This window comes from Clostridioides sp. GD02404 (assembly GCF_045898275.1).
In the GTDB taxonomy this organism is placed as follows: Bacteria; Bacillota; Clostridia; order Peptostreptococcales; family Peptostreptococcaceae; genus Clostridioides; species Clostridioides difficile_A.
In genome coordinates this window covers 1-13,956 of the sequence record NZ_JBJOCA010000003.1, presented here as the reverse complement: position 1 = coordinate 13,956, position 13,956 = coordinate 1, and the positions used below count along the sequence as shown (strand labels likewise).

The 13,956-nt window shown below is 28.2% G+C and carries 13 protein-coding genes and 1 riboswitch; of the genes, 10 read left to right on the top strand and 3 right to left on the bottom strand.

Annotated elements, in window-relative coordinates:
* Positions 1-38 precede the first annotated feature (38 nt).
* From dapA (Q3287_RS02860) to dapA (Q3287_RS02850), 3 genes are all read right to left on the bottom strand, one after another.
* Positions 39-926, bottom strand: a complete 888-nt coding sequence (gene dapA, locus Q3287_RS02860; RefSeq protein ID WP_407963498.1) for a 4-hydroxy-tetrahydrodipicolinate synthase — start codon at positions 924-926, stop codon at positions 39-41.
* Positions 927-1,042: 116 nt separating this feature from the next.
* Positions 1,043-2,044 (bottom strand): aspartate-semialdehyde dehydrogenase, encoded by a 1,002-nt coding sequence (locus tag Q3287_RS02855; protein ID WP_054271676.1) that lies wholly within the window; start codon positions 2,042-2,044, stop codon positions 1,043-1,045.
* A 177-nt stretch (positions 2,045-2,221) separates the two neighbouring features.
* Positions 2,222-2,395, bottom strand: a riboswitch (Lysine riboswitch).
* Between the two features lie 77 nt (positions 2,396-2,472).
* Positions 2,473-3,354: a 4-hydroxy-tetrahydrodipicolinate synthase gene (gene dapA, locus Q3287_RS02850; RefSeq protein ID WP_054271675.1), complete on the bottom strand. Its 882-nt coding sequence runs from the start codon at positions 3,352-3,354 to the stop codon at positions 2,473-2,475.
* 322 nt (positions 3,355-3,676) lie between these two features.
* Here dapA (Q3287_RS02850) and Q3287_RS02845 point away from each other — a divergent pair, with 322 nt between their 5' ends.
* The 10 genes from Q3287_RS02845 (at position 3,677) to Q3287_RS02800 (ending at position 13,932) form a co-directional block, all read left to right on the top strand.
* Entirely contained in the window at positions 3,677-4,870 is a 1,194-nt protein-coding gene (locus Q3287_RS02845) for an L-serine ammonia-lyase (protein ID WP_054271674.1), read from the top strand.
* A gap of 206 nt (positions 4,871-5,076) precedes the next feature.
* Entirely contained in the window at positions 5,077-6,195 is a 1,119-nt protein-coding gene (locus tag Q3287_RS02840) for an N-acetyldiaminopimelate deacetylase (RefSeq protein WP_054271673.1), read from the top strand.
* A 130-nt stretch (positions 6,196-6,325) separates the two neighbouring features.
* Positions 6,326-6,571 carry a small, acid-soluble spore protein, alpha/beta type gene (locus Q3287_RS02835; RefSeq protein WP_021386217.1) on the top strand — a complete coding sequence of 82 codons (246 nt, stop codon included), beginning with the start codon at positions 6,326-6,328 and terminating at the stop codon, positions 6,569-6,571.
* On the top strand, positions 6,558-7,304 hold the full coding sequence (locus Q3287_RS02830) for a class I SAM-dependent methyltransferase (RefSeq protein WP_054271672.1): 747 nt from the start codon (positions 6,558-6,560) through the stop codon (positions 7,302-7,304). Before Q3287_RS02835 ends, Q3287_RS02830 begins: the two co-directional genes overlap by 14 nt.
* A 260-nt stretch (positions 7,305-7,564) precedes the next feature.
* Positions 7,565-8,440, top strand: coding sequence for an Hsp33 family molecular chaperone HslO (hslO, locus tag Q3287_RS02825; protein WP_407963497.1), 876 nt, complete (start codon positions 7,565-7,567; stop codon positions 8,438-8,440).
* Positions 8,441-8,719: 279 nt separating this feature from the next.
* Positions 8,720-9,520, top strand: coding sequence for a PIG-L family deacetylase (locus Q3287_RS02820; RefSeq protein ID WP_407963496.1), 801 nt, complete (start codon positions 8,720-8,722; stop codon positions 9,518-9,520).
* Between the two features lie 188 nt (positions 9,521-9,708).
* Complete coding sequence (locus Q3287_RS02815; RefSeq protein WP_407963495.1) at positions 9,709-10,086, top strand: lactococcin 972 family bacteriocin; 378 nt, start codon at positions 9,709-9,711, stop codon at positions 10,084-10,086.
* A gap of 92 nt (positions 10,087-10,178) precedes the next feature.
* Complete coding sequence (locus Q3287_RS02810) at positions 10,179-12,356, top strand: DUF1430 domain-containing protein (protein ID WP_407963494.1); 2,178 nt, start codon at positions 10,179-10,181, stop codon at positions 12,354-12,356.
* Between the two features lie 5 nt (positions 12,357-12,361).
* Positions 12,362-13,006, top strand: coding sequence for a putative bacteriocin export ABC transporter (locus Q3287_RS02805; RefSeq protein WP_407963493.1), 645 nt, complete (start codon positions 12,362-12,364; stop codon positions 13,004-13,006).
* A gap of 359 nt (positions 13,007-13,365) precedes the next feature.
* A complete protein-coding gene (locus Q3287_RS02800) occupies positions 13,366-13,932 on the top strand; it encodes a hypothetical protein (RefSeq protein ID WP_054277618.1) in 567 nt (188 codons plus the stop codon).
* Positions 13,933-13,956 lie beyond the last annotated feature (24 nt).

Sequence of the window (13,956 nt, the reverse complement as noted above, 5' to 3'; positions counted from 1 at the left end):
TTTGACCAAACCTATTTTTTACCATGCATCAATTTTTACTATGCATTAACTTTTAGTCCAAAGTTAACTAATTCTTTCTTTAATACTTCTAAATTTACTGGGTCCATTTCTGCTAGAGGTAATCTTAAATCTCCAACATTGAATCCTAGTAAATTCATTGCAGTCTTAACTGGTATAGGATTTACTTCTATAAATAAAGCTGCTATTAGAGCATCCATACCAAGTTGTAATTTTCTAGAACCTTCTATATCGCCTTCAAAGAATTTGGCTACTAAATCGTGAGTTTCTTGAGGGCAAACATTAGCAAGTACTGATATAACTCCTTGACCTCCTAAAGATAATAAAGGAAGTATAGTATCATCATTACCAGAGTAGATAGCAAAATCATCTGGAACTAAACTAGCTATTTCTGCAACCTGTCCTAGGTCTCCACTAGCTTCTTTTACAGCAACGATATTATCTATTTTAGCAAGTTCAACTATAAGGCTAGGACTTATATTTACACAAGTTCTTCCAGGGACATTGTAAAGTATAATTGGAAGTTTGACACTGTTAGCTATTGTTTCAAAATGACGTTTAAGTCCAGCTTTATTAGCTTTATTGTAATAAGGAGTTATGATTAATAGAGCATCTACTCCTAATTTTTCAGCTTCTTGGCTTAGATTAACTGAGTGCATAGTATCATTAGAACCACTTCCAGCTATAACAGGAACTCTTTTATTAACTTTTTCTACAACATACTTAATAGTGGCAAGTTGTTCTTCATCAGTCATAGTATTAGCTTCACCAGTAGTACCACAAGATACTATAGCATCAGTACCATTAGCTATCTGGTATTCAACCAATTCACCTAATTTGTCAAAATCAACTTTGTTATCCTTTGTAAATGGTGTAACTAGAGCAACAGCAGAACCTTTAAATATCATATAAAATCAATCCCCTCTTTTTTATTTTTGTGTTTTATATTACAGTTACTTCTAATGCTTGTTTTTGTATTATTATTAATATTTTACAAAATTATATATTTATACAAGTTTGTATATTATACTAAATCGTATGATAAAGCCATTTCAGCTATTTGAATTGCATTAGTTGCAGCACCTTTTCTGATATTGTCAGCTACAACCCAAAGATTTACACCATTGTCAACACTGAAGTCTCTTCTTATTCTTCCAACAAATACTTCATCTCTATTGTCAAATTCTACAGCAGTTGGATATTCATTATTAGCAGGATTATCAACTACTACAACCCCTGGAGCTTCTTCAAGTGTTTTTACCAAGTCTTCTAATTCAAATGGATTATTAAATTCAACGTTTATAGATTCACTATGACCATTTCTCACTGGAACTCTTACAGTAGTTGCAGTTATTTTTAAGTCGTAATTATTAAGTATTTTCATAGTTTCATTTACCATTTTCATTTCTTCCTTAGTATATCCATTTTCAGTAAATGAATCTATATGAGGAAGACAATTGTAAGATATTTGGTGAGGGTAGAATCCAGTAGGATTACCATTCATTCCTTTCTCTAAATCTTCAACACCTTTAACACCAGAACCAGATACAGCTTGGTAAGTAGAGTATACTACTCTCTTAATTTTGTACTTATCATCAAGTGGCTTAAGAGGAACCATAGCTTGTATAGTAGAGCAGTTAGGATTAGCTATTATGCCCTTGTGTTCTTTTATTGCTTCAGGATTTACTTCAGGAACTACTAAAGGAACATCTGGGTCCATTCTCCAGTGACTAGAATTATCCACTACTAAGATTCCATTTGATGCTGCTATTGGAGCATACTTTTCACTAATACTTCCTCCAGCAGAGAATAGTGCTATTTGTATACCTCTATCAGTAAATGAAGTTTCCTTTAATTCTTCTACTATATATTCTTTACCACAAAATATTACTTTAGAACCAGCTGATTTAGAAGAAGAGAATAAAAATAGATTTTCTATTGGAAAATTTCTTTCTTCTAATACTTTTAAAAATGTTCTACCTACCATTCCAGTAGCACCAACTATCGCTACGTTTACTTTTTTCATATAAATTCACCCCAATTTTAAATTATTAAAACATTATTTTATTTGATTTTAGTTATACAAGTAAGATATGTTAATATTTTTTTATATCCAAAAACTTTAATATTATATTAACAACTTTAATTATATACAAAAAACGTACAAAGGTATACTTTGTACGTCTAATTTATCACTCAAAGTAAACCCTGTAGCTCATCACTTATAATATAAGTGACAGTATTACACATGTTATGTGTAATCCCAGAAAATATAATTGCAAGAAATATTTTCTTCGGCTGTAAATCCTTTTTCCAATCATTAACGCCTGCCAGCTACTATTGGATACTCTTAGTTACAGCTACCTCTACCCTAGGTTAATAGGATATTAAAATTTGATTATTCTAATAATAATACATATTTAAGAAAAAATCAACTTATTTATATAAATATTGCTAAAATTTAAATCCAAAATTTGTCAATTCTTGTTTTAATACATTAAGATTAGTTTCTTCCATTTCAGCTAGAGGAAGTCTCAAATCTCCAACATTAAAACCTAAAATATTCATGGCAGTTTTAACTGGCACTGGATTTACTTCTATAAATAAGGCAGCAATTAAAGCATCCATATCAAGTTGTAATTTTTTTGAGCCTTCAATATCACCTTTAAAGAATTTAGTTACTAAGTCATGTGTCTCCTTAGGGCAGATGTTAGCAAGCACAGAGATAACACCACTTCCACCTAATGATAATAGTGGTAATATAGTGTCATCATTACCGGAGTATATAGCAAAGTCTTCAGGTACTAATTTAGCTATTTCTGCAACTTGAGCTAAATCTCCACTTGCTTCCTTTACAGCAACTATATTATCTATTTTAGCAAGTTCAGCCACAACAGATGGCTTTATATTTACTTTAGTTCTTCCAGGTACATTGTATAAAATAATTGGTAACTTAACGCTATTTGCTATTGTTTCAAAGTGAAGTTTAAGACCTTTTTCATTAGTCTTATTATAGTAAGGAGTTATTATTAAAAGTCCATCAACTCCTAATTTTTCAGCTTCTTGACTCATATGAACAGACAACATAGTATTGTTTGAACCAGTACCTGCAATGACAGGTATTCTTTTGTTAACTTTTTCAACTGTATATTTTATTACAGCAAAAATTTCAGATTCACTCATAGTAGTTGCCTCACCTGTTGTTCCACAAACAACTAGTGCATCTGTATCATTCTCAATGTGGTATTCGATTAATTCACCTAATTTTTCGAAGTTGACATTATTATCCTCTGTGAATGGGGTAACTAAAGCAACAGCAGAACCTTTAAATAACATATAATCAAATCTCCTTTTTTATCTAAATTTAATTTTTTAAGTACAATAATAATTATAGTACAAATTAATTAATTTTAATAGGTATAGTTAATATCTTAACTGTTTAAATAAGATATTTATATTATATTAATATTAGAAAAATTTGAAATAAATGTTTTATTCTCAAAATATGCATATTAATTTAATAAAATATACCAAAATGGAAATAAAAAATAAATTTTATGCGAATTTAATAACTAATAATTAATATATTTAGGTTATAATAAATATGTGCGTAAAATCTAATAATAAGCAATAATACCGTAAATTTAGGAGGAATAATATGGATACTTTAAAGGAACTTTTTAAAATAGGAAGTGGGCCTTCAAGTTCTCATACTATGGGACCACAAAGAGCAGCAGAAAGATTTAAAAATGAAAATCCAGATGCAGAAAGTTTTAGAGCAATATTATATGGTAGTTTGGCAGCTACAGGAAAAGGTCACTTAACTGACTATATAATTGAAAAAACGATATCGCCAAAAAAAGTTGAAATCGTTTGGGAAGAAGATATTATAAAAGATTTTCATCCAAATGGAATGAAGTTTGAAGCTTTAGATAAAGAAGGAAATGTAACAGCTGAATGGACTGTATATTCTGTAGGTGGAGGAACTATAGCAGAAGAAGGTCAAAGAAATAGCAAAAGCAACAGTATATATCATCTAGATACTATGGATGAGATAGTAAAATGGTGTAAGGAAAATAATAAGACTTTAGTAGATTTTGTGTTGGAATGTGAACCAGAAGACATAAAAGATTATATAAAAACTATAAAAGATGCTATGAGAAAATCTATTGATGATGGATTAAGCACAGATGAAATAATACCAGGTAAATTATTATTAAAAAGAAGAGCAAGTACGTTTTATAATGCATACCAAAAAGATAAAAACTTCTCAACACTTGTATATGCATATGCACTAGCAGCTTCTGAGCAAAATGCTTCTGGTAATATCATAGTTACAGCACCAACTTGTGGTTCTGCTGGTGTAATCCCAGGAATATTCTTTGCAATGCAAGATTTCTATAAGTATGATGACCAAAAAATAATTGAAGCACTACTTGTGGCTGGGATAATAGGTAATATAATAAAGACTAACGCATCAATATCTGGAGCAGAGGTAGGGTGTCAAGGTGAGGTTGGTGCAGCTTGTTCTATGGCAGCAGCGGCAGTAGCATACTTAAAAGGTGGTACTATAGACCATATTGAATATGCAGCGGAAATAGCACTTGAACATCATCTAGGAATGACTTGTGACCCTGTATATGGATACGTTCAAATTCCATGTATAGAAAGAAATGCTATGGCAGCTCAAAGAGCTTATGATGCAGCTAATTATGCATTATTAACTGATGGCTCACATTCTGTCTCCTTGGACCAAGTTGTTGAAACAATGAAAGAAACTGGTATAGACATGATGGATAAATATAAAGAAACTGCTAAGGGTGGACTTGCTAAACATTTCTTCTCTTGCTAAAAAATAAAATTTTTAACTAATAATTCCCCTGTTTTGATTTATGAAACAGGGGAATTATTATTAATGGTGAATTATTTAATAATGCAAAATATTTTTATATTAAATTTAATTTTTTACTTTTAATTAGTATAGTTTGTTATATAATGTTTTAATTATGAGAGATATAGAAATATTTTTATAATAAATTAAAATTTGGAGGAGATTACATGAGAGAGGCATCATATTTACAAGAGCAACTTTATAAACATAGAAAGGCATTAAATCCAATTGCAGAGATTGGAAGAAAAGAATATAAGACTTCAAAATACATAAGAGATTATCTTGATAAATTGGGGATTAAGTATGAAGTTTACTTAGAAACAGGTATAGTAGGAATAATAGAAGGCAAAAAACCTAAAAAAGATATAGCTTTTAGAGCAGATATAGATGGGCTTCATAGTGAGGAAGGTGTAAAGCATTTATGTGGTCATGATGGACATGCCACTATATTACTTGGATTAATTGAATATCTGAATGATAACAAAGAACAACTGAATGATAATATAGTATTCATATTCCAACCAGCAGAAGAAGGTCCAGGGGGAGCAAAAGCTTTAATAAATGAAGGTGTACTTAGAAAATATAATGTTGATGAAATATATGGACTTCATATATATCCAGAGTTGCCAGAAGGATATGTTGGTACAAGAGAAGGATACTTTATGGCTCAAATAGGAGACATTGATATAGAAATAGTGTCTAAAAGTGGACACGGTGCTATGCCACAAAATGGAATTGATGGGATAGTTATAGCTTCAAACTTTGTAAGTTCACTTCAAACTATAGTATCAAGAAATATAAGCCCAATAGATAATGCAGTATTGACTATTGGTAGAATTGAAGGTGGAGCTAGAAGAAACATAATAGCTGAAAATATAAAGATGGAAGGTACAATGAGATGCTTCAGCCCAGAAGTATATGAGAAGATGAAGCTTAGAGTTAGAGAACTTGCTAGAGGATTTGAACTAGCTTATAACTGTAAGGTTAATATAAACATCATAGACGATTATATTGCTGTTAAAAATGACAAGGACTTATATCAAGAATTTGTAACAGCTGTTGGAAATGATAGTGTTGTGGAGTTAGAGCCACTTATGATATCAGAAGATTTTTCTTATTATCAAAAAGAAGTTCCAGGTTTATTTTTTATGTTAGGTTCAAGAAATGAGGAAAAAGGATTTGTAAATGGTCTTCATAATATAAACTTTAATTTTGATGAAAAGATATGTGTAAACGCACTGAATGTCTATGCAAAATTATTAAAATATAAAGGAGCTATAGATTAAGAAATAATTTATAAAAATTAAAAAGTAGAGATACTTAAATCTAAAAAGATGTGAATTGATAAATACCCCTTACATATTTGTATAAATTTCTTTTAATTGACAAAAATACAAATATGAAGGGGTGATTTTTTTGAAAGAAAATATGCAAAGAGAAAAGAAAATAACTAATGGTAAGAATACTAAAATATTGACAAATGATGATATAATGAAATATGAGATAGCCTCAGAACTAGGTCTTATGGATAAAGTTGGAGAACGTGGATGGGCAGGGCTTACAGCTAAGGAAGCTGGAAGAATTGGAGGTATGCTTACATCACGCAAAAAGAGGCTGAAAAAGATTGTGGAGGGGCAGAATAAAAAGGATGAGTCAATATAGCGATTTTGCGTTTGTATACGATGAACTTATGAATGAAGTTGATTATGAAGGCTGGGTTAAATATATAGAAGATATAATAGCTGATGAAGGTGTAAAAGTAAAAAATATATTGGAATTGGCATGTGGTACAGGTAATCTTACAATTCCATTAACTAAAAAAGATTATGATATAGCTGGTATCGATATATCTGATGAGATGCTTAGTGTAGCAAGAGAAAAAGCAGAAAAAGAAGGCGTAGAATTAGTTTTACTTCAACAAGATATATCAGAACTAGATTTTGAAATATCTGATTTAGATTGTGTGCTTTGTGCTTGTGATGGATTCAACTATATAACCTATGATGATGATTTGGAAAATGTATTTTCAAAGACATATGAATTATTAAAAAAAGATGGAATATTTATATTTGATATAAGTTCGTTTTATAAATTAGCCAACATATTAGGAAACAATATGTATGGTGAAAATAGAGATGATATAGCCTATATGTGGCAAAATTACTTTGATGATGAAGAAAATCTAATTGAAATGGAACTGACATTTTTTATTAAAGATGAAGATGGAAAGTTTGAAAGATTTGAAGAAGTACATCAACAAAGGGCGTACACTGAAGATGAAATAGTTGATATGCTTAAAGAATCTGGATTTAAATATATAAAATCTTATGGAGATTTTACATTTAATGAACCTAATGAAGAAAGTCAAAGGATATTTTTTGTATGTAAAAAATAAGATATTTTTGTATGTAAAAAAATTTTGTATATAGAATATAAATGTTATATAAAAATACAACAAATACAAGTTTATATATTAAAACAAAGTGATGTTTTATGAACAGTTACTTTTTCATAATTATAAAGCTTTATAAATTGAGCGTAAATATAATATAGAAGAACCATTATCTAAGGTTAAAATAGGTAAGTATTTATAGATTGAAATTAAAATAGTAATATAGTGAAATTAGATAATTAACGAAATATGGAGGAATATGAATGAGAGATTATGTATTAAGAGCAACATCAGGAAATGGTCAAATCAGAGCATTTGTTGCAACTACTAAAAACACAGTGGAAGAAGCTAGAAGATTACATGAAACTACAAAAGTAGCAACAGCAGCACTTGGAAGAACATTAACTGCAACATCTATAATGGGATTAATGATGAAAAATGATAGTGATAAATTGACTGTAATAATAAAGGGTGGAGGTCCAATTGGAACTATTATTGCAACAGCAGATTCTAAAGGTATGGTAAAAGGATATGTAGGAAATCCACAAGTAGAAGTGGAAGACTATCCAAATGGTAAGTTAAATGTAGCAGCAGCAGTAGGTACAGAAGGTGTTGTAAAAGTTATTAAAGACTTAGGTCTTAGAGAGCCATATAATGGTACTTATCCATTAGTAAGTGGAGAAATTGCAGAAGACTTTACTTATTACTTTGCAGTATCAGAACAAACTCCATCAGTAGTAGCTTTAGGTGTACTTACAAAAGAAGAAGAAGTTGAGTTTGCTGGAGGATTTATAGTCCAATTAATGCCAGATGCAGAAGAAGAGACGATTGCTAAATTAGAGGAAAATGTAGCAAAATTACCTTCAGTAACTAATCTATTAAAAGAAGGGAAAACTCCAGAAGATATATTAAATATTGTTTTAGATGGTTTGGAGCCTAAAATACTTGATACTTGTGAAGTTGGATTTATGTGTGAATGTTCAAAGGAAAGAGTGAAAACTGCTTTAGTTGCAATTGGTAAAAAATCATTAGCTGAAATAATAGAAGAAGATAAAAAAGCAGAAGTTGGTTGTCAATTCTGTAATAAGAAGTATATGTATAGTGAAGAAGAGTTACTTGAAGTTTTAAAAGAAATGTAGACTATGAAAATAGTCGTATAGATATAGTAATTAAAGTATAATTTATACAAAATAGACATATTTAGATTACAAATAAGCTTAATAAATTTTAAGAATTGGGAAGCTTTCTAGCTGTGATATTTGCAATATTGCGGTTAGAAGGCTTTTTTATTTTATTATAGTTCGTGTCAAAGATTGTATGAAACTATAAAATATTGTAAAATGATTTGTGTATTTCAACCTATTTGCCACAAGGGTTTATCAGATATTTGAATTGATAAGAAGGAGAAAATTTTAAATATGGAAAATAAAACAAAGCACATAGGCATAAGTATATTAATATTATTAATGATATTTTTAATTGCAAGGAATTTTGATGGAAAGCTTGAGATGCCTATTCCTAAGAGTAATAGCAGGAAGTTTAAGTCAGCAGCAGTATTTTATCCTCAACATCAAGATGATGAAGTCTTATGGGGTGGAAGTGCAATTGTAGATGCTATAAAACAGTGTGGTGTAAATAATGTATATGTTGTACTAGTATCAGATGGTTCTGGGGTTAACGTTTTTAAGGCTAATACTAAGTTTAGAAACTTAACTAGAAAGCAAAAAGAGGAGCTTAGAAACAATGAATTTAAATCTGCGTTGGAAGAACTTGGGGTAAAACCTAAAAATGTGATTATACTTGCAGATATAGATAAAAAAGAAGGAACACATTATGAGTTAATGAAGAAGACTATATTAGATTTTGAGCATAAATTTAAAGGTAATGTAACTCATATAGCTCATCATTACAAGTATGATGACCATATAATGCATAGAAAAAATGGAGAAGTTTTAAAGAAGCTTAAACGTGAGCGTAAGATACAAGATGATTTATATTTTATCAAGCCAAAATATGTGAAGTATATACCAAGAAATGAAAGAGCTATTTATAAGGCTGTGGATTTTAACGACTATAATAAAGTCAAGAGTGCATGTTATGAATATAAGGTTGTAAATTCAAAACGCAAAATGTATGGTATAGGATATATTTCAGCGCATAGCTATTTTGAACATCTTTTAAATGACCCTGAACTTACATCTGTGTTAAGTGAAGATTAATTTCTTGGAAGTAGTAGGTTACATTTGATTATATTAATAAATACTTATTCTAATTATTAATATAATCAAATGTATATTTTTTTGTTTAATATGTTGAATATATTTTCTTTTACTTTTTAGTAAAATGTCCAGAAAAGGCATAGTTGTTCGTTATATATATGAAAAAATAAATAAAGGGGGATTTTCAAATGATGAAAAGACTAATGTCTTTAACTTGTACAGCAGTAATATGTTTGGGGATAACTGGAGTTGTATTCGCTGATAGCAATGAAACTGAAGGTGGTGTTCATGTATTTGCTGATAATCAAACTAGAGACTCAAGCGGAAAGGAAAATGTAGGTGGAGGTGTATGGGAATATTCATCTACAACTATACGCAATAACGGAACAGGGTCATATCTGAAAGAGTGCAAATCTGATTTTTATCAAAAAAGCAAAAGGCATTCATCAACTGCACGTGTTGGGAGTGCAAAGGATTATGATGAAGTCCCAGCTAAATTAACATCACATGCAAGAGCAGTAGGAAAAGTATACGAAAAAGCAAAAGCATACTGGAGTAATCGTTAGTAAATATAAATCATTTACATAAAAAGAGGCTAATTAAATGCCTCTTTTTATGTAAATGAAACAATATCTATTGTGTAAAGAAAGGTGATATTATGAAGAAAATTTTAGTATTGTTTCTTTTTATATTTTCTGTGTTTTTATATGCTGTTAATTTTAGCCAATATGATTCAGAAAAAGCAAATGAGTTAAATAATTTAGAATCAACTATAGCTAGTCCTTTTAGTATACCTAATGATGGTGTATTATCCTCAGGGAAAGACATGTATAAAATAATAAAAAAAGTATCAAATAATATGAATGTAAATATATACAGAACATGTACTAAAGCAAATAAAAACGGAGAGTTTGAATATGTAAAGTATATATTAATAAATAATAAATCAACTAGCTTTTTTAATTCTATAGATATTGATAATTTTTCTAGAGGAAGTGATTTAGAAGGTAATAAATTTTATAGTACAGAGAATACAAAATCTAAAAATCAAATTGGATTGATAAAAGACTTTGGAAATAATGATAAAATATCAATATATGATTTTAATAAACTATATGAGAATTTTCCTGTTGCAGGTACATATTCAGTTGAACTTAGTGATGGAATAAGTATGTCTGATTTTTTATTTGATTTATCTACTGAAATAAATAAAAGCTTAAATACTAACTTAAAACAAATGGATTTAATAGCAAGACAAACTGATGAAATTCAGAACAAAGAAGAAAATTTCTTATTTCAATTATGTGTTTTTATATCAGCAATCATTAGTACTTTATTAATTATTTTTATAATATTTAATAACTCTAAACAAATATCAATATATAAGCTTCATGGAATAAAAAATAAATCTATTTGGAATGATTTATTTCAAAAATACATTACTGGATCCTATATTTTATTTATATTATTTTCAGTATTAGCATCTCTGTTTCTTGATCTTCCTAAAGATTTTATATCTATTGTATTATTTAGACAAATACTTTACTTTATACTTTTCAGTATAATATCATTTATTTTTTATATGTATATGAGTAGGTGTAATATCAACATGAATCTGAAAAATAAAAACTCTGATATTATTATAGCAATGTTCAATTACACTTTTAAAATAGTAGTAGTTTTTATATTGGCTACAAATTGTATCTCTTTGATAAGTAATATAAATACTTTAAATTATAAACTAGAAAATCTAAAAGATTGGAATAAGGTAAAAGATTATGGTGCAATGTATCCAGTTTTAGTTGGAGATGATACATTAGAGAAATCAGAAACAGAAATTAATGCAACAGAAAAACTTTATAATTTGTTAAACAAAAAGGGATCTATATATATAAAATCTAATCTTTATGAAGATGATAGAGAAAAAGATGTGGATTTTGATGGATATTTTACTTTAGTAGTTAATCCAAATTATCTAGAAAAATTTCCAATTTACAATGTCAACAATAAAAAGATAAATGTTAGTGAGAATGATACTAATTGGATTGTATTAGTACCTGAAAAATATAAATACAAAAAAGATAAAATTATCAAATATATAACAGATAGCAGAAAATCTATATATGATTTTGAAATAGAAAATTTTACAGGTAAAAAATATGACAATATTCTTTCCCCAAAAATTGAACTTATTTGGACTAAAAATAACCAAGATATTTTTTCATTTAATCCAGATGTGAAAAAGCAGAATAATAATATATTAAAGAATGAAATTATAGAAGTAATGACAGAAAAAAATTCTTATCCTAGTGAGAAGTATGGTATTTGGGGTGGAGGAAATACAGATCCACTTAAAATAAAATTAGAAGATAATGATGCAGAAAAAACATATAAATCATTATTACCATATCTCAATAAATGGAGTCTAAGTGATAACTATACTACATTGGTAAACAGTAATGAATTAATATTAAATTATATACACACTTTGAAATATAATATTAAAAATATACTTATTCAGATTATAGTAATAATTATAGTATTTACTATAATTATATTTCAAAATTCTTTGATAATATTTCAAATACTTAAGAAAAAGATAATTGTAAAAAGTATTCATGGTGCTGGGTTTTTAAAAATGCATGGAAATATTTTGCTAATATTAGCATCAACATGGATTATTCAACTAGCTATAGAATACTTATTATCAAGATCAATAAAGTTCAATGTAATGTTAATATATATAGTATTTTTTATTATCGAACTTTTATTTACATTTTTATCTATTTCCATATTAGAAAGCAAGAATAAGATAAATATATTAAAAGGAGAATAAGCTTTATGAATAATATATGTAAACTTACAAATATAACAAAATTTTATAAAGATAAGAATGTTTTTAATAATATAAGCTTAGAAGTCAATAAAGGTGAAATGCTTGCTATAACTGGTAAAAGTGGTGCTGGCAAGAGTACTATTTTGAACATAATTGGATTATTAGATAAAGTTGATAGTGGAAAAATTGAGCTATTTGGAAAAGATGTTACTAATTTGTCAAGAAGAGACAAGGAGGTATTATTAAGAAATAAAATATCATATCTATTTCAAAATTTTGCTCTTATTGAGAATGATACTATTAGTAAAAATCTAGATGTAGCATTATATTACTCTAAAATGAACAAAAAAGATAAGGAATTGCTAAAGTTAAAAGTTTTAAAAGACCTGGACTTAGAAATTTCATTAAATAAAAAAATATATTCTTTATCTGGGGGAGAGCAACAAAGAATTGCTTTAGCAAGGATTATTCTAAAACCTAGTGAACTTATACTAGCAGATGAACCTACTGGCTCATTAGACTCTAAATCAAGAGAAAAAATATTGTCAACATTAAAGTTATTAAATGATAAAGGCAAAACAATTGTAATTGTAACTCATGATGATATTGTTGCAAATATTTGTAGTAGAACAATTAGTATCGATAAGTAAAAAATATTCCTAGTTATAAAGATAACATTATAACTAGGAATATTTTTTATTAAATAACTTACAATCTAACTAATTTACAATTTTTCTAAGTGCAATATTTTATAGTTTAAATCAAATTTTAAAAGATAGACAAATTTCTGAAGATGTGGTAATTTTTTTAAGATTATTGATACTTTTTTATATTTTTCATAAAAATCAAACCCTACATTATACTACCATATAAAACCTACATGCTATAATTTGACCTGTGTTTATAAAAAATAAGAAAAAAACTAATAAAATAGTATTTTACTTACACATAATCACTACTATTATTTACTCAGAAAAAATCGAGATAAAAACAATGCAGGAGGAAAGTTATGAATAATGAATTTATAATTTTAAAAGGATGTAAAGAGAATAATTTAAAAAATGTATCTTTAACAATACCTAAAAGAAAAATAACCATATTTACAGGTGTATCAGGTTCTGGAAAATCATCTATCGTGTTTGAGACAATTGCAAAAGAATCCCAACGTCAATTAAATGAAAGGTTTAGTACTTTTATAAGAAGCTTTTTACCTAGATATGGAGAAGTTAAAGCTGATTGTATAGAAAATCTATCAACGCCAATTATCATAGACCAAAGTAGACTTGGTGGCAATTCAAGGTCAACTCTAGGGACTATCACAGATGTAAATTCATTTTTAAGAACTTTATATTCAAGGTTTGGTAGTGAGTATATAGGTAATGCCAATATGTTTTCTTTCAATGATATTGAGGGTATGTGTCAACACTGTCATGGACTTGGAAAAAAACTAATTCCTAATATGAGTCAGATTCTTGATACTAATAAATCGCTAAATGAAGGAGCCATATTGCTTTCAGGATTTGGAGTAGGCTCTTGGCACTGGAATATATTTTCTGAATCAGGATTCTTTGATTAAAAAATAGCTACGCACACTCGTGAA